The organism is Klebsiella sp. OBRC7 (assembly GCF_000293135.1).
GTDB lineage: Bacteria > Pseudomonadota > Gammaproteobacteria > Enterobacterales > Enterobacteriaceae > Klebsiella > Klebsiella michiganensis.
Genome location: NZ_ALNJ01000024.1, coordinates 18,174 through 43,794, shown reverse-complemented (window position 1 = coordinate 43,794; position 25,621 = coordinate 18,174). Strand labels below are relative to the sequence as shown.

Annotated in this window: 27 protein-coding genes; 11 read left to right on the top strand and 16 right to left on the bottom strand. The window is 57.0% G+C overall.

Features of this window, described 5'->3' with window-relative positions:
* The first annotated feature begins 17 nt into the window (after positions 1–17).
* Positions 18–734 (top strand): two-component system response regulator DcuR, encoded by a 717-nt coding sequence (dcuR, locus tag HMPREF1144_RS04840; RefSeq protein WP_009651985.1) that lies wholly within the window; start codon positions 18–20, stop codon positions 732–734.
* 26 nt (positions 735–760) lie between these two features.
* Here the strand turns inward: dcuR and lpxM are convergent, their stop codons facing one another.
* From lpxM to znuA, 3 genes are all read right to left on the bottom strand, one after another.
* A complete protein-coding gene (lpxM, locus tag HMPREF1144_RS04835; RefSeq protein ID WP_004122055.1) occupies positions 761–1,747 on the bottom strand; it encodes a lauroyl-Kdo(2)-lipid IV(A) myristoyltransferase in 987 nt (328 codons plus the stop codon).
* 117 nt (positions 1,748–1,864) lie between these two features.
* Positions 1,865–3,187: a murein DD-endopeptidase MepM gene (gene mepM / locus HMPREF1144_RS04830; protein WP_004852121.1), complete on the bottom strand. Its 1,323-nt coding sequence runs from the start codon at positions 3,185–3,187 to the stop codon at positions 1,865–1,867.
* 15 nt (positions 3,188–3,202) lie between these two features.
* Positions 3,203–4,147: a zinc ABC transporter substrate-binding protein ZnuA gene (gene znuA / locus HMPREF1144_RS04825; RefSeq protein ID WP_004852123.1), complete on the bottom strand. Its 945-nt coding sequence runs from the start codon at positions 4,145–4,147 to the stop codon at positions 3,203–3,205.
* Positions 4,148–4,225: 78 nt separating this feature from the next.
* Between znuA and znuC the strand changes: the two genes are divergently transcribed.
* Both znuC and znuB read left to right on the top strand, forming a co-directional pair.
* A complete protein-coding gene (gene znuC, locus HMPREF1144_RS04820) occupies positions 4,226–4,978 on the top strand; it encodes a zinc ABC transporter ATP-binding protein ZnuC (RefSeq protein ID WP_009652030.1) in 753 nt (250 codons plus the stop codon).
* On the top strand, positions 4,978–5,763 hold the full coding sequence (gene znuB / locus HMPREF1144_RS04815; protein WP_004852127.1) for a zinc ABC transporter permease subunit ZnuB: 786 nt from the start codon (positions 4,978–4,980) through the stop codon (positions 5,761–5,763). The genes znuC and znuB overlap by 1 nt, the downstream gene beginning before the upstream one ends.
* A 208-nt stretch (positions 5,764–5,971) precedes the next feature.
* Here znuB and ruvB read toward each other — a convergent pair whose 3' ends face one another.
* The 6 genes from ruvB to aspS form a co-directional block, all read right to left on the bottom strand.
* Complete coding sequence (gene ruvB, locus HMPREF1144_RS04810; protein ID WP_004852130.1) at positions 5,972–6,982, bottom strand: Holliday junction branch migration DNA helicase RuvB; 1,011 nt, start codon at positions 6,980–6,982, stop codon at positions 5,972–5,974.
* Between the two features lie 8 nt (positions 6,983–6,990).
* The gene (ruvA, locus tag HMPREF1144_RS04805; protein ID WP_004103390.1) at positions 6,991–7,602 is read right to left on the bottom strand and encodes a Holliday junction branch migration protein RuvA; all 612 of its coding nucleotides are present in this window, start codon (positions 7,600–7,602) and stop codon (positions 6,991–6,993) included.
* 81 nt (positions 7,603–7,683) lie between these two features.
* Positions 7,684–8,205 carry a crossover junction endodeoxyribonuclease RuvC gene (gene ruvC, locus HMPREF1144_RS04800; RefSeq protein WP_004852133.1) on the bottom strand — a complete coding sequence of 174 codons (522 nt, stop codon included), beginning with the start codon at positions 8,203–8,205 and terminating at the stop codon, positions 7,684–7,686.
* 37 nt (positions 8,206–8,242) lie between these two features.
* Complete coding sequence (locus tag HMPREF1144_RS04795; RefSeq protein WP_009652060.1) at positions 8,243–8,983, bottom strand: YebC/PmpR family DNA-binding transcriptional regulator; 741 nt, start codon at positions 8,981–8,983, stop codon at positions 8,243–8,245.
* Positions 8,984–9,013: 30 nt separating this feature from the next.
* Entirely contained in the window at positions 9,014–9,457 is a 444-nt protein-coding gene (gene nudB, locus HMPREF1144_RS04790) for a dihydroneopterin triphosphate diphosphatase (protein ID WP_004852138.1), read from the bottom strand.
* A 1-nt stretch (position 9,458) separates the two neighbouring features.
* Entirely contained in the window at positions 9,459–11,246 is a 1,788-nt protein-coding gene (gene aspS, locus HMPREF1144_RS04785; protein ID WP_042927047.1) for an aspartate--tRNA ligase, read from the bottom strand.
* A 268-nt stretch (positions 11,247–11,514) separates the two neighbouring features.
* Between aspS and HMPREF1144_RS04780 the strand changes: the two genes are divergently transcribed.
* Genes HMPREF1144_RS04780 through cmoB form a run of 5 tightly spaced genes read left to right on the top strand, consistent with a single transcriptional unit; the run spans position 11,515 to position 15,147 of the window.
* Positions 11,515–12,081 carry a hydrolase gene (locus HMPREF1144_RS04780; RefSeq protein WP_009652068.1) on the top strand — a complete coding sequence of 189 codons (567 nt, stop codon included), beginning with the start codon at positions 11,515–11,517 and terminating at the stop codon, positions 12,079–12,081.
* A complete protein-coding gene (locus tag HMPREF1144_RS04775; protein ID WP_004852145.1) occupies positions 12,078–12,896 on the top strand; it encodes a DUF72 domain-containing protein in 819 nt (272 codons plus the stop codon). The genes HMPREF1144_RS04780 and HMPREF1144_RS04775 overlap by 4 nt, the downstream gene beginning before the upstream one ends.
* A 53-nt stretch (positions 12,897–12,949) precedes the next feature.
* Positions 12,950–13,345: an MAPEG family protein gene (locus HMPREF1144_RS04770; protein WP_004852147.1), complete on the top strand. Its 396-nt coding sequence runs from the start codon at positions 12,950–12,952 to the stop codon at positions 13,343–13,345.
* Between the two features lie 39 nt (positions 13,346–13,384).
* Entirely contained in the window at positions 13,385–14,128 is a 744-nt protein-coding gene (cmoA, locus tag HMPREF1144_RS04765; RefSeq protein ID WP_009652021.1) for a carboxy-S-adenosyl-L-methionine synthase CmoA, read from the top strand.
* Positions 14,125–15,147, top strand: a complete 1,023-nt coding sequence (gene cmoB / locus HMPREF1144_RS04760; RefSeq protein WP_004852151.1) for a tRNA 5-methoxyuridine(34)/uridine 5-oxyacetic acid(34) synthase CmoB — start codon at positions 14,125–14,127, stop codon at positions 15,145–15,147. The genes cmoA and cmoB overlap by 4 nt, the downstream gene beginning before the upstream one ends.
* Before the next feature lie 97 nt (positions 15,148–15,244).
* Here cmoB and cutC read toward each other — a convergent pair whose 3' ends face one another.
* The gene (cutC, locus tag HMPREF1144_RS04755; RefSeq protein ID WP_009651997.1) at positions 15,245–15,988 is read right to left on the bottom strand and encodes a copper homeostasis protein CutC; all 744 of its coding nucleotides are present in this window, start codon (positions 15,986–15,988) and stop codon (positions 15,245–15,247) included.
* Between the two features lie 76 nt (positions 15,989–16,064).
* Positions 16,065–16,634: a VOC family protein gene (locus HMPREF1144_RS04750; protein WP_004852155.1), complete on the bottom strand. Its 570-nt coding sequence runs from the start codon at positions 16,632–16,634 to the stop codon at positions 16,065–16,067.
* Positions 16,635–16,864: 230 nt separating this feature from the next.
* Between HMPREF1144_RS04750 and argS the strand changes: the two genes are divergently transcribed.
* Complete coding sequence (gene argS / locus HMPREF1144_RS04745) at positions 16,865–18,598, top strand: arginine--tRNA ligase (RefSeq protein WP_009652018.1); 1,734 nt, start codon at positions 16,865–16,867, stop codon at positions 18,596–18,598.
* A 120-nt stretch (positions 18,599–18,718) separates the two neighbouring features.
* On the opposite strand, the gene HMPREF1144_RS04740 is transcribed toward argS, so the two are convergent.
* Both HMPREF1144_RS04740 and HMPREF1144_RS04735 read right to left on the bottom strand, forming a co-directional pair.
* Positions 18,719–19,858 carry a glycoside hydrolase family 105 protein gene (locus tag HMPREF1144_RS04740; RefSeq protein ID WP_009651993.1) on the bottom strand — a complete coding sequence of 380 codons (1,140 nt, stop codon included), beginning with the start codon at positions 19,856–19,858 and terminating at the stop codon, positions 18,719–18,721.
* A 4-nt stretch (positions 19,859–19,862) separates the two neighbouring features.
* Positions 19,863–21,446: an MFS transporter gene (locus HMPREF1144_RS04735; RefSeq protein ID WP_009652039.1), complete on the bottom strand. Its 1,584-nt coding sequence runs from the start codon at positions 21,444–21,446 to the stop codon at positions 19,863–19,865.
* A 75-nt stretch (positions 21,447–21,521) separates the two neighbouring features.
* Between HMPREF1144_RS04735 and HMPREF1144_RS32850 the strand changes: the two genes are divergently transcribed.
* A complete protein-coding gene (locus HMPREF1144_RS32850; protein ID WP_157214905.1) occupies positions 21,522–21,707 on the top strand; it encodes a hypothetical protein in 186 nt (61 codons plus the stop codon).
* Between the two features lie 103 nt (positions 21,708–21,810).
* Positions 21,811–22,239 carry a universal stress protein UspC gene (gene uspC, locus HMPREF1144_RS04730; protein ID WP_004852164.1) on the top strand — a complete coding sequence of 143 codons (429 nt, stop codon included), beginning with the start codon at positions 21,811–21,813 and terminating at the stop codon, positions 22,237–22,239.
* Between the two features lie 26 nt (positions 22,240–22,265).
* Here the strand turns inward: uspC and otsA are convergent, their stop codons facing one another.
* The 3 genes from otsA to araH all read right to left on the bottom strand — a co-directional run bounded on the left by otsA (position 22,266) and on the right by araH (position 25,607).
* A complete protein-coding gene (gene otsA, locus HMPREF1144_RS04725) occupies positions 22,266–23,690 on the bottom strand; it encodes an alpha,alpha-trehalose-phosphate synthase (RefSeq protein ID WP_004852166.1) in 1,425 nt (474 codons plus the stop codon).
* Complete coding sequence (otsB, locus tag HMPREF1144_RS04720) at positions 23,665–24,468, bottom strand: trehalose-phosphatase (RefSeq protein WP_004852167.1); 804 nt, start codon at positions 24,466–24,468, stop codon at positions 23,665–23,667. The genes otsA and otsB overlap by 26 nt, the downstream gene beginning before the upstream one ends.
* A 158-nt stretch (positions 24,469–24,626) precedes the next feature.
* The gene (gene araH / locus HMPREF1144_RS04715; protein WP_004852169.1) at positions 24,627–25,607 is read right to left on the bottom strand and encodes an L-arabinose ABC transporter permease AraH; all 981 of its coding nucleotides are present in this window, start codon (positions 25,605–25,607) and stop codon (positions 24,627–24,629) included.
* Between the last annotated feature and the right edge of the window lie 14 nt (positions 25,608–25,621).

Sequence of the window (25,621 nt, the reverse complement as noted above, 5' to 3'; positions counted from 1 at the left end):
GAAGCGAGAACCCACGCATGATTAATGTGCTGATTGTCGATGATGATTCGATGGTGGCCGAACTGAACCGGCTGTTTCTCAGCCGGGTGGCTGATTTTCACTGCTGCGGCATAGCCCCGACGGTCCGCGAAGCCAGGGGGATGCTTAGCCATTTGCCGCAGATCGATCTGGTGCTGCTGGATGTCTATATGCAGCAGGATAATGGGCTGGAGCTGCTGCCTGCGCTACGCGCCGATGCGCGCAATATTGATGTCATTATGATTACCTCCGCTGCCGATAGGTGCACGGTTCAGACGGCGCTGCATTATGGCGTGGTCGATTACCTGATTAAACCGTTTCAGTTTCCGCGCTTTGAGGAGGCGCTGTTGTCATGGCGTAAAAAGCGCGATCTGAAGAATGCGAAATCCAGCTACGCCCAGGCCGATGTGGACAGCCTGCTGCGCAGCGGGGTTCAGCAGCAGGAAAGCGCACGCCGCTTGCCGAAAGGACTTACGCCGCAGACGCTTCGTCTGGTGTGCCAGTGGATTGACGCCTGGCAGGAACGTGATTTTTCGACCAATGAGCTGGCTGCGGCATTGCAGATATCCAGAGTTTCATGCCGTAAATACCTGATTTGGCTTGAGCAGCTACATATTCTCTACACCACCAATCATTACGGCATCACCGGTCGTCCAGAATATCGTTACCGGCTCGTTGTCGACCATTTGGCGCTACTCAAACAATACAGCCAATGAACCCCGAAGCCCATTGGCTGCGATTTTTAACCCTGGCGCGACGACTTTCGCGGGTACAGCTCTTTACGCTTATACGGCTCGATTTCACCCGGCTTGCGCGTTTTCAGCAGTTTGAGGATCCAGGTGTACTGCTCGGTATGCGGCTTCACGAACACTTCAACCTCTTCGTTCATCCGCCGGGCGATAGTGGTATCGTCCGCCTCCAGCAGATCGTCCATCGGCGGGCGCACCAGCACCGTCAGGCGATGCGTTTCGCCATCATAGACCGGGAACAGCGGTACGACGCGGGCGCGGCACACTTTCATTAAACGGCCAATCGCCGGTAGCGTCGCTTTATAGGTGGCAAAGAAATCAACGAATTCGCTGTGCTCGGCGCCGTGATCCTGATCCGGTAGATAGTAGCCCCAGTAGCCCTGACGCACCGACTGAATAAACGGTTTGATCCCGTCGTTGCGCGCGTGCATACGTCCGCCGAAACGTCGGCGTACAGTATTCCAGACGTAATCAAAGACCGGGTTGCCCTGATTATGGAACATCGCCGCCATTTTTTGCCCGCCCGACGCCATCAGCATCGCCGGAATGTCCACTCCCCAGGCATGAGGAACCAGAAAGATCACTTTCTCGTTGTTCCTCTGCATCTCATCGATGATCTCTTTGCCCTGCCAGTCGACGCGGGAAAGAATGCGCTGCGGGTCGCGCAGGCCTAGTTCCGCCATCATGACCATCGCCTGCGGCGCGGAGGCGTACATTGCATCAATAATGTCTTCTCGTTCCTGCTCACTCTTTTCCGGGAAACAGTACAGCAGGTTAATCTGCGCCCGACGGCGCGAACTCTTTGCCAGGCGACCCACAAAACGCCCCAGTTTGCCGAGAATCGGATCGCGGAAAGACGCTGGCGTCAGAGCGATACCGGCGAAGGCAAAAACCCCTAACCAAGCGCCCCAGTAGCGCGGCAGTAAAAAGGATTTTTCAAATTTTGGAATAAATTCAATATTATTTTTTTTCGTTTCCATGCCTAATCCGCAGACGTTCCGCTCAATAAAGATAATGAGTTAGTTTAGCGATACGTTGAGTAACGTACAAAAGAAAAAGCCGGCGCACAGCTGGCGCCGGCTTTAACTGACGGAAGGTTAGTCAAACCGCAGCTGCGGAATAACCTGTTTTGCCTGCGCCAGATAATCGGTACGGTCGGAACCACTGAGCCCTTCCGTACGCGGCAGTTTCGCCGTCAGCGGGTTGACCGCCTGCTGGTTAATCCACACTTCATAATGCAGATGCGGGCCGGTAGAACGCCCGGTGTTGCCCGACAGCGCAATACGATCGCCGCGTTTCACCTTCTGCCCGGGTTTGACCAGCAGCTTACGCAGGTGCATATAGCGGGTGGTATAGGTGCGGCCATGGCGGACGGCGACGTAATAACCTGCCGCACCGCTACGTTTAGCCACCACCACTTCGCCATCCCCTACCGACAGCACCGGCGTGCCCTGCGGCATCGCAAAATCGACGCCGCGATGCGGCGCGACGCGGCCGGTCACCGGGTTCAGACGACGCGGGTTAAAGTTCGAAGAGACGCGAAACTGACGTGCGGTCGGGAAGCGCAGGAACCCCTTTGCCAGGCCAGTACCGTTGCGGTCGTAGAATTTGCCATCCTCAGCGCGGATCGCGTAATAGTCTTTACCCTCCGAGCGCAGGCGCACGCCTAGCAGCTGGCTTTGCTCGCGCTTACCGTCGAGCATTTCACGCGACATCAGCACGGAGAACTCATCGCCTTTTTTCAGCTTACGGAAGTCCATCTGCCACTGCATGGCTTTGATCACCGCACTGATTTCGGTACTGGTCAGGCCGGCATCACGCGCGCTGGCGACGAAGCTGCCGCCTACGGTGCCTTTCAGTACGCTATTGACCCAGTCGCCTTTTTGCAGCTCGCTGCTCATTTTGAAACCGTTTGCAACCCGATCGTAGGTGCGGGTTTCGCGGCGCGACATCTCCCAGGTCAGGCTTTGCAGGTCACCGTCCGCCGTCAGGGTCCAGGAGAGCTGTTGACCAATTTTCAGATTACGCAGCTCTTTATCCACCGAGGAGAGCCGGGCGATATCGCCCATATCAATGCCGTACTGATTAAGAATGCTGCTAAGCGTATCGCCGGTCGAGACCACATATTCGTGGCCACCGGAATCGCTATCCGCCTTGTCATCCAGCTCATCCTGAGGGATAGCCTCTTCTTCCTGAGGCGCCTGATCGATGGGTTCCGAAGCTTCTGGCAGCAGCGAACGAATTTCGCTTTGCTCCAGCTCGATGGTTCTGGTGATGGGAGTGGATTCAGGATGGTGGTAAATGTAAGGCCGCCAGACGGCGACCGCTAATGTAAGAACGCTAAGCGACCCCAGCATAACGCGGTGAGGTCGTGGCAGATTGTTAAATGCCTGAGTGACAGCGCGGGCTATCTGTTGCACGTATTCACTTCCTCGTTATTCTCCTTTCAGGCAGCTTGAATACTGATTCGCCATCTGGCTCAGGAATTGCGGGTAACTCTCTTTACCCAGCTTAATTCCGATTCCAAGTGGATCCAGGGTTCCCATGCGCACGGACGTTCCCCTGGCAACAGCTTCGATGACCGCTGGCCTGAACTGTGGCTCAGCAAAAACGCAAGTTGCTTTTTGCTCAACCAGCTGTGTTCTGATTTCGTGTAAACGCTGCGCACCAGGCTGGATTTCAGGGTTGACAGTAAAATGGCCCAGTGGGGTCAAACCGTAATGTTTTTCAAAGTAGCCGTAGGCGTCATGAAAAACGAAATATCCCTTCCCTTTCAGCGGTGCCAGCTCGGTCCCAACCTGCTTGTCGGTTGCGGCTAATTTTGCCTCAAAATCCTTCAGGTTGGCGTCAAGTTTGGCTCGACTCTGCGGCATAAGTTCCAATAATTTATCGTGGATTGCAACCGCCGAAAGGCGCGCTATCTCTGGGGAAAGCCACAGATGCATGTTATAGATGCCGTGATGGTGATCGTCGTCACTATTTTCCCCCGCGCCATGGTCGTGACCGTGATGGTCGTCGTCGTCGTCGGTGCCTTTCATGAGTAACGGTTTCACGCCGTCAAGCTCGGCAATCGTCACCTTTTTGTTCGGCGCAATGCTTTGCGTTGACTTATCCATAAACGCCTCCATCTCTGGACCAATCCAGACCACTAAGTCTGCGTTCTGTAAGCGTTTTGCATCCGATGGCCGCAGCGAATAGTCATGCTCCGAGGCCCCGTCCGGCAGCAGTACCTGCGTCTGTGTCACCCCATCCGCGATAGCAGAAGCAATAAAGCCCAGTGGCTTAAGGGAAGTGACAACCGCGGCGCTGGCCAACGGCGCATGGGCGAACAAAAAAGCGGCGCTAAGTCCAGCGCAAAGAAGCGTATTTTTATGTAACATAATGCGTCTAATCATCGTATAGAATGAGAAAGATGTGATATTATAACATTCACTGGCTTGTGCAACCTCTAATTTGATATGACAAATCTTGTAACTCTGGAAAACGTCGCGGTCGTTTATGGCCAAAGACGCGTGCTGTCTGACATTTCGCTAACGCTAAAGCCGGGCAAAATTTTAACCTTACTGGGGCCAAACGGCGCCGGTAAATCGACCCTGGTGAGAGTGGTTCTGGGGCTGGTAGCACCCTCGGAAGGGGTTATCAAACGCGACGGGCATCTGCGGATCGGCTATGTACCGCAAAAGCTGCACCTTGATGCTACCCTGCCGCTGACCGTCAGCCGCTTTATGCTTTTACGTCCGGGAACGCACAAACGCGACATTCTGCCAGCGCTTAAGCGCGTGCAGGCCGGGCATCTGATCGACGCCCCTATGCAGAAGCTTTCCGGCGGAGAGACCCAGCGGGTACTGCTGGCGCGGGCGCTGCTCAATCAGCCGCAGCTGCTGGTGCTCGACGAGCCGACGCAGGGCGTTGACGTCAACGGTCAGGTGGCGCTTTACGATCTGATTAACCAGCTGCGCCTGGAGCTTGATTGCGCCGTACTGATGGTTTCTCATGACCTGCATCTGGTGATGGCCAAAACCGACGAAGTGCTGTGCCTGAATCAGCATATTTGCTGTTCCGGCGCGCCGGAAGTGGTCTCTATGCACCCGGAATTTATCTCGATGTTCGGCCAGCGCGGCGCGGAACAGCTAGGGATCTATCGCCATCATCATAACCACCGCCACGACCTGCAGGGGCGGATTGTACTGCGTCGGGGAAATGACCGTTAATGATTGAATTACTGCTCCCCGGCTGGCTGGCCGGAATGATGCTCGCCTGTGCGGCGGGTCCGTTGGGATCGTTCGTCGTCTGGCGCCGGATGTCCTACTTCGGTGATACCCTGGCCCACGCCTCTCTGCTCGGCGTGGCTTTTGGTTTACTGCTCAACGTCAATCCGTTCTATGCGGTCATCGCGGTGACGCTGCTGCTGGCGGGCGGCCTGGTGTGGCTGGAGAAACGCCCCCACCTGGCGGTAGACACGCTACTCGGTATCATGGCGCACAGCGCGCTGTCGCTGGGCCTGGTGGTGGTCAGCCTGATGTCAAACGTGCGCGTCGATCTGATGGCCTATCTGTTCGGCGATCTGCTGGCGGTGACGCCGGAAGATTTGATCTCCATTGCGATTGGCGTGGTTATCGTGCTGGCGATCCTGCTCTGGCAATGGCGCAACCTGCTGTCGATGACCATTAGCCCGGACCTGGCGTTTGTTGATGGCGTTAAGCTTCAGCGGGTCAAGCTGCTATTGATGCTGGTGACCGCGCTGACCATCGGCGTGGCGATGAAGTTCGTCGGGGCGCTGATTATCACGTCGCTGTTGATTATTCCCGCCGCAACGGCCCGCCGCTTTGCCCGTACGCCGGAGCAAATGGCGGGAGTGGCGGTTGGCGTGGGAATGATTGCGGTTACCGGAGGATTGACCCTCTCAGCGTTCTACGACACGCCTGCGGGGCCTTCCGTGGTGCTGTGCGCTGCGCTGCTGTTTATCTTCAGCATGAGCAAGAAACCGGCCGCCTGACGCTTATGTGCCCGCGTCAGCCGCCATCAAAACTCGGCAGACGGCTATGGGCTCACGGCCGTCTGCGGACGTTGTAGCCCGGCTAAGGCGTTCACGCCGCAAGCCGGGGCATCAAACCGCAATACCGCTTCAGCTATCTCCCCGGCTTGCGCTCCGCTTAGCCGGGCTACTGGCCCCTGCGGTCTGCTGTTTTATAGCCGGACAACGATTACGGCATTTCCGGCGGCGTAATGCCGAAGTGGGTCCAGGCCCGTACCGTTGCCATTCGCCCGCGCGGCGTACGCTGTAAAAAGCCCTGCTGGATCAGATACGGCTCCAGCACATCTTCAATGGTTTCCCGCTCTTCGCCGATGGCCGCCGCGAGGTTATCCAGGCCGACCGGCCCGCCAAAGAATTTATCGATGACCGCCAGCAGCAGCTTACGGTCCATATAATCAAAGCCTTCCGCATCTACGTTGAGCATATCCAGCGCCTGAGCGGCAATCTCCTCAGAGATACGCCCGTCGTAGCGAACCTCGGCAAAGTCACGCACCCTGCGCAGCAGGCGGTTGGCGATTCGCGGCGTACCGCGCGCGCGGCGCGCAACCTCCAGAGCCCCCTCTTCACTCATCTCCAGTCCCATATAGCGGGCGCTGCGGCTGACAATATGCTGCAGGTCCGGGATCTGGTAGAACTCCAGGCGCTGAACAATGCCAAAACGGTCGCGCAGCGGCGAAGTCAATGAACCTGCGCGAGTCGTCGCGCCAATCAGGGTAAACGGCGGCAGATCGATTTTTATCGAACGCGCCGCGGGCCCTTCGCCAATCATGATATCCAGCTGATAATCTTCCATTGCCGGATACAGGACTTCTTCGACCACCGGCGACAGGCGGTGGATCTCGTCGATAAACAGAACATCGTGGGGCTCAAGATTGGTCAGCATCGCCGCCAGATCGCCCGCCTTCTCCAGCACCGGGCCGGAGGTGGTACGCAGGTTAACGCCCATCTCGTTGGCGACGATGTTTGCCAGGGTGGTTTTCCCCAACCCCGGTGGGCCAAAAATCAGCAGGTGATCGAGCGCGTCGCCGCGCAGCTTCGCCGCCTGGATAAAGATCTCCATTTGCGAACGGACGTGCGGCTGGCCCACGTACTCTTGCAGCAATTTAGGACGAATTGCGCGATCGGCCGCCTCTTCAAAACCGCTGCTGTCCGCCGATACCAGCCTGTCTGCTTCAATCATCCCTTACCTCACAACGCGGCGCGGAGCGCTTCGCGAATTAGCGTTTCACTGTTGGCATCCGGGCGTACGATTTTGCTGACCATCCGGCTGGCCTCCTGAGGTTTATAGCCCAGCGCCACCAGCGCGGCAACCGCTTCCTGTTCAGCATCATCGTCAGACGGGCCGGCCGGCGACGTCAGGACCAGATCCGCTGCCGGCGTAAACAGATCGCCGTGCAGTCCTTTGAAGCGGTCTTTCATCTCGACAATCAGGCGTTCCGCGGTTTTCTTGCCGATACCCGGCAGCTTCACCAGCGCCGCCAGCTCCTCGCGCTCAACGGCATTGACAAACTGCTGCGCCGACATGCCGGAAAGGATCGCCAGCGCCAGCTTCGGACCGACGCCGTTGGTTTTAATCAGCTCTTTAAACAGCGTGCGCTCCTGCTTGTTGTTAAAGCCATACAGCAGCTGGGCATCTTCACGGACGATAAAGTGGGTGAAAATGATCGCCTCTTTACCCACGTCCGGCAGCTCATAGAAGCAGGTCATCGGTAGATGAACCTCATAGCCTACGCCTCCCGTTTCAAGTAAAACCAGCGGGGGTTGTTTTTCGAGAATGATGCCTCTGAGTCTGCCTATCACATGGAGCTCCTGGATTAAGGGCCGAAAGTCTAATGCGGTATCATAAAAAAAGGCTGGATAGATATCCAGCCTGATTTCAGCTTATCGTAAGCGTCCGCGCGCCAGGCTCAGGCGGCTTTCGCCGATCTGAGCCGCGTTCTGGCTGACGTGGCAATGGGTGATGGCGATGGCTAAAGCATCCGCCGCATCCGCCTGCGGGTTAGCCGGCAGCTTAAGCAACGTGCGCACCATGTGCTGCACCTGGCTCTTTTCCGCGCTGCCAATGCCGACCACGGTCTGCTTTACCTGCCTGGCGGCGTACTCAAAGACCGGCAGGTCCTGATTCGTCGCCGCGACAATCGCCACGCCACGCGCCTGGCCAAGCTTCAGCGCCGAGTCGGCGTTCTTTGCCATAAACACTTGTTCGATGGCGAAATAGTCCGGCTGGAACTGGGTGATAATTTCCGTGACGCCCGCATAGATAAGCTTCAGGCGAGACGGTAAATCATCCACTTTCGTGCGAATACAGCCGCTGCCCAGGTAGCTCAGCTGGCGTCCAACCTGGCGGATGACGCCATAACCAGTGACGCGCGACCCCGGGTCAATGCCGAGAATAATGGCCATCACGCGCCTCCGATTAGTGGTTTAACGGTCGGCAACATTAGAGCGTTGCGGCGACCTCATCAGAGATCTCGCCGTTGTGATAAACTTCCTGCACGTCGTCGCAATCTTCCAGCATATCGATCAGACGCAGCAGTTTCGGCGCAGTTTCCGCGTCCATATCCGCTTTGGTTGACGGGATCATCGAGACTTCGGCCGCGTCCGCTTTCAGGCCGGCGGCTTCCAGCGCATCGCGTACCGCGCCCATCTCTTCCCAGGCGGTATAAACGTCAATCGCGCCGTCGTCATAGGTCACAACGTCTTCCGCGCCCGCTTCCAGCGCTGCTTCCATGATCGCATCTTCGTCGCCTTTCTCGAAGGAGATAACGCCTTTTTTGCTGAACAGGTAGGAAACGGAACCGTCGGTCCCCAGGTTACCGCCGGTTTTGTTGAAGGCATGACGTACTTCCGCCACGGTACGGTTGCGGTTGTCGGATAGACATTCAACCATTACCGCCGTGCCGCCAGGACCGTAACCTTCATAGATGATGGTTTCCATGTTCGCATCATCATCGCCGCCCACGCCACGCGCGATAGCACGGTTCAGGGTGTCGCGGGTCATGTTGTTGCTCAGCGCTTTGTCGATTGCCGCGCGCAGACGCGGGTTAGAGCCCGCATCGCCGCCGCCCAGACGCGCGGCGGTGACCAGCTCGCGAATAATTTTCGTAAAGATCTTACCGCGCTTGGCATCCTGTGCCGCTTTGCGGTGTTTGGTGTTGGCCCATTTACTATGACCTGCCATAAAAAACTCTCCAAAAAAAAGCGCGCCTTTTCAGGCGGCGTTAATTACAAATTCTTCAATCGCCTGCCGGTTGCTCCAGGACTTGGTCAACGTGGCGGCTTCCGCCGCGTCAACCCAGCGATAGTCCAGATGTTCCGTAAAAACAATCTGGCGTTCATGGGGGAGCGCAAGACGGAACCAAAACTCCGTATTGCGCTCAACGCCCGGCGCATAGCGATGACGTAAATGAGAAAATATCTCGAATTCTACCGTACGCTGACAATCAACCAAAGCCAGCTGCTCGCAGGCAACATCGATGGCGACCTCTTCCATAACTTCACGTGCGGCAGCCTGCGGCGCGGTTTCTCCCTCTTCCAGGCTGCCGGTAACCGACTGCCAGAACGCGGGATCGTCGCGCCGCTGCAACATCAGCACCCGCTTCGTATCTTCGGCGTAAATCACCACCAGTACGGAAACGGGGAGCTTGAATGACATCTTACTTATTCTCCAGAGACTCTTTTGCCTCTTTCGCCACCACCTGAATACCGAGTTCGCTCAGCGATGCCGGGTTAGCGAAGCTTGGCGCCTCGGTCATCAGGCAAGCGGCTGCGGTGGTTTTCGGGAAGGCGATAACGTCACGAATATTATCGGTACCGGTCAACAGCATGGTCAAACGGTCGAGGCCAAAAGCCAGGCCCGCGTGCGGCGGGGTACCGTATTTCAGCGCGTCCAGCAGGAAGCCAAACTTCTCGCGCTGCTCCTGCTCGTTAATGCCCAGGATGCCGAATACGGTCTGCTGCATCTCACCGCTGTGAATACGCACGGAACCGCCGCCCACTTCATAGCCGTTGATGACCATATCGTAGGCGTTGGCCACCGCGTCTTCCGGCGCGGCTTTCAGCTCGGCGGCGGACATGTCTTTCGGCGAGGTGAACGGATGATGCATCGCGGTCAGGCCGCCTTCGCCGTCGTCTTCAAACATCGGGAAGTCGATAACCCACAGCGGCGCCCATTTGTCTTCATCGGTCAGATTCAGGTCTTTGCCCAGCTTCAGACGCAGCGCGCCCAGCGCGTCGGCGACCACTTTTTTGTTATCCGCGCCGAAGAAGATCATATCGCCATCCTGCGCGCCGGTGCGCTCAAGGATCGCTTCAACGATGTCGGCGTTGAGGAATTTAGCCACCGGGCTGTTGATGCCTTCAAGGCCTTTCGCCCGCTCGGTTACTTTAATATAAGCCAGCCCTTTCGCGCCGTAGATCTGGACAAACTTACCGTATTCGTCGATTTGCTTACGGGTCAGCGCAGCGCCGCCCGGTACGCGCAGCGCGGCAACGCGCCCTTTGGCGTCGTTAGCCGGGCCGGCGAAGACGGCGAATTCTACCGCTTTCACCAGATCGGCGACGTCCACCAGCTCCATCGGGTTACGCAGGTCTGGTTTGTCAGAACCGTAGCGGCGCTCGGCTTCGGCGAAGGTCATGATCGGGAAATCGCCCAGATCCACGCCCTTCACTTCCTGCCACAGGTTACGCACCAGCGCTTCCATGACTTCACGCACCTGCCCGGCGGTCATGAAGGAGGTTTCCACATCGATCTGGGTAAATTCCGGCTGACGGTCGGCACGCAGGTCTTCGTCGCGGAAGCATTTAACGATCTGATAGTAGCGGTCAAAACCGGACATCATCAGCAACTGCTTGAACAGCTGTGGAGACTGCGGCAGCGCGTAGAATTTCCCTTTATGCACGCGGGATGGGACCAGGTAGTCGCGCGCGCCTTCCGGCGTGGCTTTGGTCAGCATCGGCGTTTCGATGTCGAGGAAACCGTGGTCATCCATAAAGCGGCGCACCAGGCTGGTGATTTTCGCACGGGTCTTCAGGCGCTGCGCCATTTCCGGACGACGCAGGTCCAGGTAGCGATATTTCAGACGCGCTTCTTCGGTATTGACGTGGTTGGAGTCCAGCGGCAGCGCTTCAGCACGGTTGATAATCGTCAGATCCGATGCCAGCACTTCGATGGCGCCGGTGGCCATATCGCTATTGATGTTTTTTTCGTCACGCGCGCGCACGGTACCGGTGATCTGGATGCAGAACTCATTACGCAGTTCAGAGGCCAGCTTTAATGCGTCGGCACGATCCGGATCGAAAAACACCTGTACGATGCCTTCGCGGTCACGCATATCGATAAAGATAAGGCTACCGAGATCACGACGACGGTTGACCCAACCACACAGAGTCACTTGCTGCCCTACGTGGGACAGACGAAGCTGCCCGCAATATTCTGTACGCATGAGATATCCCTTAACTTAGCCGCAGGCGGATTGTTGCCTGTCTTGCAGGCGACGAGGTCGCAGCTTTAGCTGATGTCACAACTGAATGAAAAAAGGCGGCTATTATACTGGAAATTATGGCGCACGATAAGCCCGGCGCAGCGCGCTGCGTTGCTTTGCTGCGCGCTTATTGCTTGTACTCACAAAAATTAACAAAATTTGTTACCCTCGGGCGAGATCGGCAACGGTATTGTAGCGACCTGACAACAGAAGAAGATACGGGGATATCATGTTAGAACTCAATGCAAAAAAAACCGCGCTGGTGGTTATAGACCTGCAGGAAGGCATTTTACCGTTTGCCGGCGGCCCGCATCGGGCTGACGACGTGGTTGAGCGCGCCGCGAGTCTGGCCAAAAAGTGCCGCCAGCAGGGTTCCCCGGTGGTCATGGTTCGCGTTGGCTGGTCGGCGGATTTCGCCGAAGCGCTGAAGCAGCCTGTCGATGCCCAGGCAGGCGCCCATACGCTACCGGAAAACTGGTGGACCTATCCGCTGGCGCTGGAAAAACAGGAGAGCGACATCGAAGTCACCAAACGCCAGTGGGGAGCCTTTTACGGTACCGACCTGGAGCTGCAGCTTCGCCGTCGCGGTATCGATACGATTATCCTGTGCGGTATCTCAACCAATATCGGCGTCGAATCGACGGCGCGCAACGCCTGGGAGCTGGGCTTCAATCTGATTCTCGTTGAAGACGCCTGCAGCGCAGCAACGGCTGAACAGCATCAGGGCAGCATGACGCACATCTTCCCGCGTATTGCCCGCGTGCGCAGTACCGAGGAGGTACTTGCCGCGTTATGATCTATATTGGGCTTCCCCAATGGGCGCACCCGAAGTGGGTGCGCCTGGGTATCACCAGCCTTGAAGAGTATGCCCGCCATTTTAACTGCGTGGAGGGCAACACGACCCTGTACGCTTTACCGAAAGCTGAGATTGTCAGCCGCTGGTATGAACAAACCCACGATGATTTTCGCTTCTGCTTCAAGTTTCCGGCCACCATTTCGCACCAGGCATCGCTGCGCAACTGCGATGACTTAAGCCACGAGTTTTTCACCCGCCTGGCGCCGCTGTCATCGCGCATCGGTCAATACTGGCTGCAGCTGCCGGCCACGTTCGGCCCTCGGGATCTTCCCGCGCTCTGGCAGTTCCTTGACAGCCTGCCGCGCGAATTCAGCTACGGCGTTGAGGTAAGGCATCCGGAGTTTTTCGCCAAAGAGGAAGCGGAACAGCAGCTCAATCGCGGGCTGCATCAGCGAAACGTCAACCGCGTGATCCTGGATAGCCGTCCGGTTCATAGCGCCGTCGCCCGCAGCCCGGCGATGCTCGACGCGCAAAGAAAGAAGCCAAAAGTCCCCGTCCATGCGCTGGTGACGGCCCACCATCCGATGGTGCGTTTTATCGGCAGCGATGACATGGCGCAAAATCGTGAGCTGTTTAGCGTGTGGTTACGCACGCTGCCAAAATGGACACAGACAACCACGCCGTACCTGTTCCTCCATACCCCGGATATCGCCCAGGCGCCGGAACTGGTCGACACCCTGTGGAGCGATCTGCGCGCCGCCCTACCGGAAATAGGGGCGGCGCCGTCAATTCCGCAGCAAACCTCTCTTTTCTGATATCCTGCTATCCTCAATTGAGCCACCGGATGCGATAAAAGGGAGTTTTGAGTATGGTCAGCGCGCTGTATGCGGTTTTAGGTGCGTTATTGCTTATTAAGTTTTCCTGGGACGTTGTACGACTGAGGACGCAATATCGCGTTGGCTACGGCGACGGCGGTTTTAGCGAACTGCAGGTTGCTATACGCGTGCACGGGAACGCGGTGGAATATGTTCCCATTGGTCTGATTCTGCTGCTGTTTATGGAAATGAACGGCGCGCAGACCTGGATGGTCCATATATGCGGTATTTTACTGATCGCCGGGCGCCTGATGCACTCCTATGGCTTTCATCATCGTCTCTACCGCTGGCGTCGTTCCGGCATGAGCGCGACGTGGTGTTCGTTGTTGCTGATGGTGCTGGCGAACTTCTGGTATATGCCCTGGGAGTTGGTTTTCTCCGTCCGTTAGCGCACAATACGCCGTTTTCGATTTTTCGGGTTTAACGTTATGTCTCACCGCGATACGCTTTTTTCCGCGCCGATTGCCAGCCTCGGCGACTGGACCTTTGATGAACGGGTTGCTGAAGTCTTCCCGGATATGATCCAGCGCTCTGTTCCCGGCTATTCCAATATCATTTCCATGATCGGCATGCTGGCGGAACGTTTCGTTCAGCCGGATACCCAGGTTTACGATCTCGGCTGCTCGCTTGGCGCAGCCACGCTGTCCGTGCGCCGCAATATTGCGCATGCCGGCTGCAAAATCATCGCCGTTGATAATTCGCCGGCCATGGTCGAACGCTGCCGTCGCCATATTGACGCCTATAAGGCGCCGACGCCGGTCGAAGTGATTGAAGGCGATATTCGCCACGTCACGATAGAAAACGCCTCGATGGTGGTGCTGAACTTCACCATCCAGTTTCTCGAACCGGGCGAACGCCAGGCCATTCTTGATAAGGTCTATCAGGGGCTCAATCCGGGCGGCGCGCTGGTGCTGTCGGAAAAATTCAGCTTCGAAGATGACAACGTCGGCGAACTGCTGTTCAACATGCATCATGATTTCAAACGCGCCAACGGCTATAGCGAGCTGGAAATCAGCCAAAAGCGCAGCATGCTGGAAAACGTGATGCTCACCGATTCCGTGGAAACCCACAAAGCGCGCCTGCGCAAGGCCGGTTTCGAACATGCCGAACTGTGGTTCCAGTGCTTTAACTTCGGATCGTTAATCGCCGTAAAATCCGGGGACCAGGCATGATTGATTTCAGCAACTTTTATCAGTTGATTGCCAAAAGCCCGCTGTCGCACTGGCTGGAGACGCTGCCCGCCCAGGTGGCGGCCTGGCAGCGTGACGCGCTGCACGGGAAATACCGGGAATGGGAGCGGGCCGTCGAGTTTCTGCCCGAGTTTTCGCCCTACCGACTGGATCTGCTGCATAGCGTCACCGCGGAGAGCGAAACGCCGCTGGGCGACGGCCAGCGTCTGCGGATTGAAAACCTGCTGAAGAATCTGATGCCGTGGCGTAAAGGACCCTGGTCGCTTTACGGCGTGAATATCGACACCGAATGGCGTTCCGACTGGAAGTGGGAACGCGTACTGCCGCACCTTTCCGACCTCACCGGACGTACCATCCTTGATGTCGGCTGCGGCAGCGGATACCACATGTGGCGGATGATTGGCGCCGGGGCTCGTCTGGCGGTGGGCATCGATCCCACCCAGCTGTTCCTTTGCCAGTTTGAAGCGGTGCGAAAACTGTTGGGCAACGATCAGCGCGCGCATCTGCTGCCGCTGGGCATTGAGCAGCTTCCGGCGCTGAACGCCTTTGATACCGTCTTTTCGATGGGCGTGCTGTACCACCGCCGCTCCCCGCTCGATCACCTGTGGCAGCTCAAAGATCAGCTGGTTCCCGGCGGCGAGTTGGTGCTGGAGACGCTGGTCGTCGAGGGCGACGAAAATACCGTGCTGGTGCCGGGCGATCGCTATGCGCAGATGCGCAACGTCTACTTTATCCCTTCTGCCGCCGCGCTAAAGCAGTGGCTGGAGAAATGCGGATTTATCGATGTACGCATCGTCGACGCCTGCGTGACGTCCACCGAAGAGCAGCGCCGCACCGAGTGGATGACCACCGAGTCGCTGGCCGACTTCCTCGATCCGCAGGACAGCAGCAAAACCCGCGAAGGCTACCCTGCCCCGCTGCGCGCGGTGCTTATTGCTACCAAACCGGAAACAGAACAGTCGCTGGCGGCGAAAAAGCGGGCCGACAAACAGCCTGGCTAACGCGTTTTCAGGATAAAAAAAGGCCCCTGTTTAATGGGCAGGGGCCTGGTACGGGCAATCATCATATTGGGCGACATGATGTGCAGCAAAAAACGGTTTAATTTCTCTGCGCGATAATAATGTTCTTCATTTCCGCTACCGCTTCGCCATTGACGGCGTAGCGTAAGTATTCATCTGCTTCGGCATCCGTAGACATCGACAGTCCGGGATTACGAAAGCGCATCGGGGACGGTAGCCACTGGCCTGCCGAGCTGTGGACCTCTTTTACCCCCGCCTGCAAAAACAGCGGCAGGTTGGCGGCGCGGACGCCTGCACCGGCCATAATAATAGGAGTATCGCTTTGGGAAATAAGTTCCCTGATTAATGAAATTCCTTTTTCGGCTGAAGACTGCTGGCCCGAAGTCAGGATACGCTGAACGCCGAGTTCAGCCAGCTCAGCGCTGGCCTGGCGCGGGTCGGCGCACATATCAAAGGCCCGATGAAAGGTGACGGCCAGGGTTCCCGCCGCCGCCATTATTTTTTTCATTCGCACCCTATCCACCCGACCGTCGGCGTCCAGAACGCCGATCACCATGCCGGGAAAACCGAGATCCTTCACCGCGGCCACATCATCAAGCATCGCGGCAAATTCGCCGGCGGTATAGCAAAAATCACCGCCGCGCGGGCGAATAATTGGATGAACGGGGATGGTCACCGACTCACGCACCGTTTTAAGAACGCCCGAGGAAGGCGTCAGCCCTCCCTCCTGCGGCGCGGCGCATAGCTCGATGCGGTCGGCACCGCAGCGCTGGGCCTCCAGCGCGCACTCCATGCTGTAACAACAGACTTCCAGTAAGGTCATTCTTCTCTCCGTCGATAGGGCAGGCACGACAGAATGTCACGATTTCTTCCGGCAGACGCCGCGTCGCTTCACACAGTTATCGTTCAGCGTGTTCGCTGGCGACAATTTGCTCAATCGACCACGGGTGAAATTTGATCGTCACTTTGCCATCCGTTACCGCCAGGGTCGGATTCGGTAAACGCTCACGCTCCCCTTTCGGCGCGCTGGTCTTCACAAAAATGCCCGGCTGGCCCAGCCCTCCATCGGAAAGCAGCGCCAGCGCGCGGGTGTTGAGCGTTTCAGGATCGCCCGGCAGAACGATTTCAATATGCTCCCAGCCTTCATGCGGATAGCGCTTTTCGCCCGGCCACGGCAGTTCAACGACGCTAAAACGCCAGTGCGCCACGACCACCGGCTCATCCAGCCTGAACAGGCAGATGGGTCGACCGTTAATAACATTTTCCGACAGCAGAGTAGCGCATTGTTCAAAGCCGCGACGCCAGCGCTCCGCCGTAGCGTTCTGGTGACAGCGCAGGGAAATATGGTCGGCGTTATGGGGCGTAATATCGAGACCGAGCCGGTGAGCAAGCGCGTTCAGCGCCTCGGTAAAGCGCGGCAGGTCCGCGGAAATATCGTTCAGTTCATCTATCTGCTGCCAGTTCGCCATCGTAAGCCTCGGTACTCGCTAAAAAGCGCTAATCTATCGCGTTTTCCGCGACCAACCAACCGTCAATCGCCGGCAGCGTCCCGCGAACGGTTATTCGTTGAGCGCGAGGCTCAGCAACCTCCGCGCGGTGCTGACGCGTGGGTGCAAATGCAGTATACTCCTGCCCTAATTTGTCCACATTCCCGCGCCGCCCCAGCAGGGTGACGGCGTGTTAAACGTAAGGTGTTTCGGTGAATATTCAGGCTCTTCTCTCAGAAAAAGTCAGTCAGGCCCTGATCGCGGCAGGCGCGTCTGCCGATTGCGAACCTCAGGTCCGCCAGTCAGCAAAAGTCCAGTTCGGCGACTATCAGGCCAACGGCGTGATGGCCGTTGCCAAAAAACTGGGCATGGCGCCGCGACAACTTGCAGAGCAGGTCCTGTCTCATCTCGATCTGAGCGGGATTGCTAATAAGGTAGAGATCGCCGGCCCTGGCTTTATTAATATTTTCCTCGATCCGGCCTTCCTCGCGGAAAACGTCAGCAGCGCGCTGAAATCGGAACGTCTGGGCGTGGCTCAGCCGCAGGCGCAGACGGTGGTCGTCGATTACTCCGCGCCGAACGTGGCGAAAGAGATGCATGTAGGCCATCTGCGCTCCACCATTATTGGCGACGCCGCGGTGCGTACGCTGGAGTTTCTCGGCCATAAAGTGATCCGCGCTAACCACGTAGGCGACTGGGGCACCCAGTTCGGCATGCTCATCGCGTACCTGGAAAAACAGCAGCAGGAAAACGCCGGTGAAATGGCGCTGGCCGACCTCGAAGGTTTCTATCGCGAAGCGAAAAAACACTACGATGAAGATGAAGCCTTCGCCGAGCGCGCGCGCAGCTATGTCGTTAAGCTGCAGGGCGGCGACGAGTACTTCCGCGAAATGTGGCGCAAACTGGTCGACATCACCATGTCGCAAAACCAGTTAACCTATAACCGCCTCAACGTTACCCTGACCCGCGACGACGTGATGGGGGAAAGCCTCTATAACCCGATGCTGCCGGGTATCGTTGCCGATCTGAAAGCCAAAGGTCTGGCGGTAGAAAGCGAAGGCGCGACCGTGGTGTTCCTTGATGAGTACAAAAACAAGGAAGGCGAACCGATGGGCGTTATCATCCAGAAGAAGGATGGCGGCTATCTCTACACCACCACCGATATCGCCTGCGCAAAATACCGTTACGAAAACTTGCATGCGGACCGCGTCCTTTACTACATCGACTCTCGCCAGCACCAGCACCTGATGCAGGCGTGGACCATCGTGCGTAAAGCCGGCTACGTGCCGGATTCCGTCCCGCTGGAGCACCACATGTTTGGCATGATGCTCGGCAAAGATGGCAAACCGTTTAAAACCCGCGCCGGCGGTACCGTGAAGCTCGCCGACCTGCTGGACGAAGCGCTGGAGCGCGCGCGCCGTCTGGTGGCGGAGAAAAACCCGGATATGCCCGCCGATGAGCTGGAAAAACTGGCGAACGCGGTCGGGATCGGCGCGGTGAAATATGCCGACTTGTCTAAAAACCGCACCACCGACTACATCTTTGACTGGGACAACATGCTGGCCTTTGAGGGTAATACCGCACCTTATATGCAGTATGCCTATACTCGCGTGCTCTCCGTGTTCCGCAAGGCGGATATCGATGAAAGCGCGCTGGCGGCGGCGCCGGTGGTCATCACCGAAGAGCGCGAAGCCCAGCTGGCGGCCCGTCTGCTGCAGTTTGAAGAAACCCTGACGGTCGTCGCGCGTGAAGGCACACCGCACGTGATGTGTTCTTACCTGTACGATCTGGCGGGTCTGTTCTCCGGCTTCTACGAGCACTGCCCGATCCTGAGCGCCGAAAGCGAAGAGACGCGCAACAGCCGCCTGAAGCTGGCTCTGCTGACGGCGAAAACGCTGAAGCTGGGTCTGGATACCCTGGGTATCGAAACCGTAGAACGGATGTAAAAACAAACCCGGCGAAAGCCGGGTTTGTTTTATCACGCCTGATGGCGCCACGCTCATCAGACCTGCAGCATCATTGTAGCCCCGGTAAGCGTAAGCGCCACCGGGGAAATTCCGCCCTTCTCAGAAATACTTCCGCAGATACTCCGTCAGGCACAGGATCGCCATCGCCTGGCCATACGGCATCGACGTCAGCGGAATGTCGCGATAAAAATCCAGATTCGAACCCATACCGGTACCGAACGACGTTTGCAGCAGCTCCCCTTGCGCTGAGATATTCTGCACGATGCCGCGAATCGCTTTTTCCGCAACCTCCGCATACGCCTGGCTCACGTAGCGCTTGCGCACCGCTTTGAGGATCCCATAAGCAAAACCGGCGGTCGCCGATGCTTCCAGATAGGAGCCGGGATCGTCAAGCAGCGTATGCCACAGGCCGCTGTCGTCCTGACAGCGGGCCAGCGCCGCAATCTGCGCATTCAGCACCTGCACCAGATAACGCCGTACCGCGCTGTTCTCGGGTAAATCCACCAGCTCCAGAAAATCCGGAATCACGATAGTCAGCCAGCTATTGCCGCGCGCCCAGCGAGCATGGGCGAAATTATGCCGCCCCGCGTAGCTCCAGCCGTGAAACCACAGGCCGGTCTCACGGTCCATCAGATTCTGCACGTGCAGCAGAATCTGATATACCGCCTCCTCTACGTATTCCCGACGATTAAGCAGCTTGCCTATTTTCGCCAGCGGCAGAACCGTCATCATCAGCGTGTCGTCCCACATCTGCTGATGATTCTCTTCCGCCAGGGTGATGTGCTGCATGCCGCCAGACTCAGTGCGCGGCATTTCGTTCATCGCCCACTCCGCCCAGCTATCGAGCCAGGGCAGATACGCGGGGTTGCCCGTCTCTTCGTAGCGGTAAGCCAGGGTGAGAAACGGCGCCATGGTATTGACGTTTTTGGTGGTCGCGCCTTCGGCAAAGCGATCGGCAAACCAGCCATCAATAATGTCGCGCATCGCCGTATCGCCGGTCTGCTGGTAATACTGATAAATACCGTACAGGCCGACGCCGTGAGTCCACTCCCAGCCGTTCCACCCTTTGGTGTCGATAACGCGTCCGTCGTCCAGCCGCAGTAAAAATTGCCCGCTTTCGTCCTTAATGTTGACCAGATTGTGCGTCACCTTCTGAATCAGCGCCTGCAGTTCATTGCGGGCGATAAAACGCTCCGGCTGGCGCAGTAGTGGGCTATGTTTGACAGGCCAAACTTTCATATCCTTAACCTCTGTTGTATGTCGAATTCATGGCTGAACGCGGCTTCAGCGCTGGCGCAGCGGGTTTATTCCGATTCAGATAACCAATATTGTTGTTTCCCCACAGGGCGTCGTACGGCATCCCGGCCAGCATCTCCACCACCTCACGATCCCCGGCGCTGGCCAGTTCTGGCTGAGCGCGGCCGGATTCACGCATTTTCAGCGTTTCCGCGCGCAGGACGCTGTGGGTTTGCAGATTGAGCTTAAAGCGCAGGGAAACGAGGAAACCGCAGGCCAGCACCAGTAAGGTGCCCACGCTGAGGATCAGCAGAATGGTATGGCTCACTTCATAGGGCTGCGTTTTCTGTCCGGAGACAAAGCCCGACATCTGCATGATAATCCCCACCAGCATCACCGCTCCGGCCTGGGAAGCTTTACGCGTGAGGGTCATGATCCCGGCGAAGATGCCTTCGCGGCGCTGGCCGGTGATCACTTCGTCCACGTCGGCAATATAGGTGTAGGTGTTCCACGGAACGTAATTGATGCCGCCGCGGCCCAGGCCCGCCACTGCGGATATCAGCAGCAGCAGCGAATAGACATCGCTGAGGCCAGCGTAGTACAGCACCGCATAAGAGAGCGAACTCAGGCCGAACAGCACCACCACCATGCGGTACGATGGCGCCGGCCCGAAGCGAATACACAGCGGGATCATGGCGATAACCGCAATAAACTGGAAGATCGCCATGGTTCCGAGCAGGTTAGAAGCCATTGAGGCTTCCTGCATCAGGACAAACACCACATAGTAGGTAAAGACCGCATTGAAGACGTCCTGGGCGATATAGCCCCCCAGATACATACCCAGATGCTGACGGAAAATTTTAATGCGCAGGGTCGAACTTAACTCAATGAACAGGCGGTTAAGACTCTGCGACAGGCTCAGGTTCTGTTTCTCCTCTTCGGCGCGCAGCGCGGCCTCCGTCCACTCTTCACGCGGGCGTTCCCAGGTAAAGAACCAGACGAAGGTCAGCATCATGGCGCACAGCACCGAGAACACCAGGCTGGCATAGAAGAAAGAAACGGCGTTGTCCTTACCAAAGATAGTCAGCAGAACGCCCGGCAGGAAGGAAGCCAGAATCGCCGACATCTGCGCCATAGAAATGCGCGCGCCGGAGAATTTGGTTTTCTGTTTAAAATCATCGGTCATTTCCGGTACCAGCGTTTCATACGGCACCAGAATCATGGTGTAGACAATATCAAAAAGAAGATAGGTCAGCAGGTAGTACCAGAACCCCATATCCCCTACCCACATGATGGAGTAGCTAAACACGCAGGGGATGCCGAGCAGGATGAAGAACTTACGCCTGCCAAAACGTTTCCCCAGCCAGGTTGAGCCAAAGTTATCCGTCAGAAAGCCCATCAGCGGACTGATTACCGCATCCAGAACCCTGGCGGTGGCAAAAATAAGCGTCGCCTCGATAGGGGAAAGACCGCAAAAGGTGGTGTAGAAGTAGAGCAGCCAGGCTGCTGTGAGTGCGGTCGTTCCCGCACCAAGGAAGTCGCCCGATCCATAGGCAAGGTAGTTAACCAAACCGATTTTACGTGTTTTCATCGCCGTAAATCCTGTGTCTTTTTTTAGAGAACTCCGAACCGCTTTTTGGCCCATTCAGCCAAAAGGGGTTGATACATGGCTACATTAAGAACATGGGAACGGCGTTACCTTTTCATTTTTGCCAGCCAAAAGCGTTCACTGGCAAAAACACAAAGAGTCGATGAACGGGCCTCACCGATTTATAAAACAGTGTTTCTTTTAATGCAAAAGATCGGACCAAAAACTAAGATATGGCCACCGAAACGGCGCGTCGTGGAATGAAATTTGGGCGATGTATTTCGCTGCGGATAAACCTTGCGAATGCTAAGGAATGGGAGTAAAGACAATAAGAAAAGGGTTGTTTCGCGTATATCAAGGAGGCTTGATGCCCTACTCACATCTGCTGGTCGCCGTGGCGCCAACCCCGGAAAGCCGGGTCCTCATTCAGAAAGCCGTCTCCATCGCCCGTCCGGTCAATGCGAAGGTCAGCCTGATTACCCTGGCAACGGACCCGGAGCTGTATAACCAGTTTGCGGCGCCAATGATGGAAAATTTACGCGAAGTGATGCAGGAGGAGACGCGCGGCTTTCTGGCCGAGCTCGCCCGCCACGCCGACTACCCGATAGAGAAAATGACTATCGCCAGCGGCGGGATTGCCCACCATGTGAAGGATTTTTGCCAGCGGCACCGCGTTGATCTGGTGATTTGCGGCAACCACAACCAGAGCCTGTTTTCTCGCGCCACCTGTTCGGCGAAAGATATCGTGGGCAGCAGCGGCGTTGACGTGCTGCTGGTGTGTCTGGAAAAAGGTTAGCGCCGAAAGCGCTAACCGCGATCACCTCAGGCGAGCTTGGGGAAGGTCGCGACCTTGCGCGCTAAGTGGCTCTCCTCACTTCCTGGCTCAATCTCCTTTAGATCGGCAATGAACCGCTCCTGCCAGCGATGGATATCGTTATCTTTAATCACCGCCAGCATGGCCGAATGGCGGGCAATACGCTCGGCCAGCGGCATGGTTAACGCCTGGTCCAGCGCAGCCGCGACCTCGTCGCGATCGTAAGGATTGACGATTAAGGCCGTCGGCAGCTCGTTCGCCGCACCGGCAAACTGCGACAGCACCAGCACACCCGGATTTTGCGGGTCCTGCGCGGCCACATACTCTTTCGCCACCAGATTCATCCCATCGCGCAGCGGCGTAACCAGCCCGACGTCCGAGTAGCGGAAGATTTTCATCAGCAGCTTGCGTTCAAAGTGCTGATTCAGGTAGTAAAGCGGGGTCCAGCCCAGCTGGCCATACCGGCCATTAATGCGGCCGGCCGCGGTTTCAAGCTGATGACGAATATCCTGGTAGGCCTGAACATCGCCGCGCGACGTCGGTGCAATCTGGGTATAGCGAATCTTGCCGTGATGCTGCGGATAGTTCTCCAGCAGCGCCTCGTAGGCGAGAAAACGCTCCGGCAGCCCCTTGGAATAGTCCAGCCGCTCCACGGAAAAGATATTCTGCACGCTTTTCAGTTCGCTCTTTAGCTGCGCCAGCTTCGGCGGCAGCGGCCCTTTTGCGCTGCGCGCAATCTCTTCCGGATCGATACCGATCGGATAGACTTCAGTGTGGAAAGGTTTCCCCCAGGCCACATGCTTTTTGCCGCCGCGCGTCGTCAGGCGAGTCTGCATCGATACGCAGTCAAGAAACGCCAGGCGATCGCTCTCGGTCTGGAAACCCAGTAAATCGTAATCGCACAGCTGTTCAAGCAGCTCCGCGTGCGGCGGCAGCGCGTTAAAGACTTCCGGCGTCGGGAACGGAATATGTAAAAAGAAGCCGATGCGATTATTGACCCCGCGCTGGCGTAGTTCGCTGGCCAACGGCAGTAGGTGGTAATCGTGGATCCAGACGATATCGTCAGGTTCGATCAGCGGCAGCAGTTTATCCGCCAGCGTTGCGTTGACGCGCTGATAGCCTTCCCAGGCTTCACGCTGAAAATCGACCAGATCGAGACGATAGTGGAATGCGGGCCATAAAACGGCATTGGAAAAGCGGTTGTAATATTCGTCGTGATCCTGCTCGCTAAGGTTAAAGGAAGCCCAGGTGATATTCCCCTGCTTCACTTTTTTTAACGGCTGCTGGTCGTCACCGATTTCCCCACTCCAGCCGAACCACAGTCCTCCGGCTGCTTTTAATGCCCCCATAATCCCCACGGCAAGGCCACCGGCGCTGGCCTTTTTGTCATCCGGCGGGGCAATACGATTAGATACTACGACTAAGCGACTCATAGCCATCTCTCCTGTCGGTTAGCGCATCTGGTTGTTGCCCATGATTCGCGATGTTACTAATCCAAAGATGAACAGCGGCGACATCCGGCAGGCGCCAGTGCGCCTGGGTCCCACCGCCGCCCACTTTGACCGATACGCCACTCAGTTGATTGACGACGCTAAAACCCGCTTCATCGGTTAAGTCATCACCGACAAACACCGGCCTGCGCCCGCTGAATGGAGCTTCCTGCATAAAAGCGGCTATCGCTTCACCTTTATTCACTCCGCGCGGTTTGATCTCCACCACGCACTTACCCGGCTGTAACGCCAGAATGGGATGGCGCTGCACGACGGCCTGCGCCAGCGCCAGCACCGCGTGCTGATGCTCCGGCGCCTGTCGGTAGTGCAGCGCAAAGGCCATCCCCTTACTTTCCAGTTCGCATCCCGGCAAGTCATCCAGCGCCGCGGTCAGTTCCGCAGAGAGCGCCTTCTGGAGAGAATCCGGTAAAGAGACAATATGCGTTTTACCATTGATATCACGGCGTTCAGCCCCGTGGACACCGGCAAGCGGCAGCCGGTAAGGACGGGTAAGCTCATCCAGCTCAACCATTGAGCGCCCTGAAATCAATGCCACCGCGCCGTTGTGCTGCTGTACGAGCTGGCGCAGCGTCTGCAGAACATCGGCAGGAATGACCACCTGATCGGGATGGGGTTTGATACCGGCAAGGGTACCGTCGAGGTCAAAGAAAAAAGCGTAGTTTCCGGTTAACGCAGGCGGTACATAAATCTGGTCAGCCACCCTGTTTCCTCCTTATCATGGCCAGCAACATGCTGGGTGTTAATTTATTGTAGCCATGTAAGTATAGACAGTGTGACCAGCCTCGCCATTTTTGATAGTCATTGCCAGCGCAACGAGCGCTGGCAATGGATTAGGATTAAACTGAAAAGTTGGCCGGATTAAACGGCGCGCTTCGCTTTCTGTTTGTAGCGGTCGAAGATCACCGCCGCCAGCAAAATCACGCCGCGTACGACATACTGCGAGAACGGCGAGATGTTCAGCAAGTTCATCGCGTTCTCCACCGTCCCCAGGATCAGGATGCCGGCCACCACGTAGGAGATCTTACCGATCCCGCCTTTCAGCGATACGCCCCCCAGCACGCAGGCCGAGATGACAATCAGCTCATAGCCAATTGAGGTCATCGGCTGTCCGCTGGTCATTCGTGAAGCCAGGATAATGCCTGCCGCCGCGGAAACCAGGCCGGAAAGGACGAAAATAATGATCTTGGTCCGCACTACCGGCACGCCCGCCAGACGCGCCGCTTCTTCGTTACCGCCAATCGCCAGGGTATTGCGGCCAAAGGTGGTTTTATTCAACAACAGGCCGAAGACAATCAGGCAGGCAATGGTCAGCCAGATAGGCGCTGGCAGGCCAAACCAGTTGGCGTAGCCGAGGGTAAAGAAACGCTCGTCTTCAATCCCAACCGCTTTACCGTCAGAGATGATATAGGCCAGACCGCGGACGATCTGCATGGTGGCCAGGGTGGTGATCAGGGCGTTAATCTTCAGGCGGGCAATCACAAAACCATTGACCAGGCCGCTCAGCGCGCCGAGCAGCAGACCGGCGCCGATCCCCACCCACATGCTCTCCGTCAGGTTAATCACCACCGCCGTGGTCACACCAGCACAGGCGATAACCGAGGCGACCGACAGATCGAAATCCCCCGATGCCAGGCAAAACAGCATTCCGCAGGCCACCATTCCGGACATAGAAATAGCCAGCCCAAGGCCTTTCATATTAATAAACGAGGCAAAATTAGGCACAAAAATCACGCAGCCAATAAACAGCACCGCGAAAACAACCAGCATGCCGAACTGATCCCAAATGCGGGAGAAGCTAAAAGCCGACCGGGTAGTACCTGAAGTGGTAACTGATGACATCATAGACTCCTTAC

Coding starts and splice junctions, on each gene's coding strand:
- HMPREF1144_RS04795 (WP_009652060.1), bottom strand. CDS start 8,983: ATGGCAGGTCATAGTAAATGGGCCAACACCAAACACCGCAAAGCGGCA.
- ruvB (WP_004852130.1), bottom strand. CDS start 6,982: ATGATTGAAGCAGACAGGCTGGTATCGGCGGACAGCAGCGGTTTTGAA.
- HMPREF1144_RS04775 (WP_004852145.1), top strand. CDS start 12,078: ATGATCTATATTGGGCTTCCCCAATGGGCGCACCCGAAGTGGGTGCGC.
- znuA (WP_004852123.1), bottom strand. CDS start 4,147: ATGTTACATAAAAATACGCTTCTTTGCGCTGGACTTAGCGCCGCTTTT.
- znuC (WP_009652030.1), top strand. CDS start 4,226: ATGACAAATCTTGTAACTCTGGAAAACGTCGCGGTCGTTTATGGCCAA.
- ruvC (WP_004852133.1), bottom strand. CDS start 8,205: ATGGCCATTATTCTCGGCATTGACCCGGGGTCGCGCGTCACTGGTTAT.
- HMPREF1144_RS04770 (WP_004852147.1), top strand. CDS start 12,950: ATGGTCAGCGCGCTGTATGCGGTTTTAGGTGCGTTATTGCTTATTAAG.
- otsA (WP_004852166.1), bottom strand. CDS start 23,690: ATGAGTCGCTTAGTCGTAGTATCTAATCGTATTGCCCCGCCGGATGAC.
- cutC (WP_009651997.1), bottom strand. CDS start 15,988: ATGACCTTACTGGAAGTCTGTTGTTACAGCATGGAGTGCGCGCTGGAG.
- HMPREF1144_RS04750 (WP_004852155.1), bottom strand. CDS start 16,634: ATGGCGAACTGGCAGCAGATAGATGAACTGAACGATATTTCCGCGGAC.
- aspS (WP_042927047.1), bottom strand. CDS start 11,246: ATGCGTACAGAATATTGCGGGCAGCTTCGTCTGTCCCACGTAGGGCAG.
- HMPREF1144_RS32850 (WP_157214905.1), top strand. CDS start 21,522: ATGGCTACATTAAGAACATGGGAACGGCGTTACCTTTTCATTTTTGCC.
- uspC (WP_004852164.1), top strand. CDS start 21,811: ATGCCCTACTCACATCTGCTGGTCGCCGTGGCGCCAACCCCGGAAAGC.
- HMPREF1144_RS04740 (WP_009651993.1), bottom strand. CDS start 19,858: ATGAAAGTTTGGCCTGTCAAACATAGCCCACTACTGCGCCAGCCGGAG.
- HMPREF1144_RS04735 (WP_009652039.1), bottom strand. CDS start 21,446: ATGAAAACACGTAAAATCGGTTTGGTTAACTACCTTGCCTATGGATCG.
- znuB (WP_004852127.1), top strand. CDS start 4,978: ATGATTGAATTACTGCTCCCCGGCTGGCTGGCCGGAATGATGCTCGCC.
- dcuR (WP_009651985.1), top strand. CDS start 18: ATGATTAATGTGCTGATTGTCGATGATGATTCGATGGTGGCCGAACTG.
- HMPREF1144_RS04780 (WP_009652068.1), top strand. CDS start 11,515: ATGTTAGAACTCAATGCAAAAAAAACCGCGCTGGTGGTTATAGACCTG.
- nudB (WP_004852138.1), bottom strand. CDS start 9,457: ATGTCATTCAAGCTCCCCGTTTCCGTACTGGTGGTGATTTACGCCGAA.
- araH (WP_004852169.1), bottom strand. CDS start 25,607: ATGTCATCAGTTACCACTTCAGGTACTACCCGGTCGGCTTTTAGCTTC.
- cmoB (WP_004852151.1), top strand. CDS start 14,125: ATGATTGATTTCAGCAACTTTTATCAGTTGATTGCCAAAAGCCCGCTG.
- cmoA (WP_009652021.1), top strand. CDS start 13,385: ATGTCTCACCGCGATACGCTTTTTTCCGCGCCGATTGCCAGCCTCGGC.
- lpxM (WP_004122055.1), bottom strand. CDS start 1,747: ATGGAAACGAAAAAAAATAATATTGAATTTATTCCAAAATTTGAAAAA.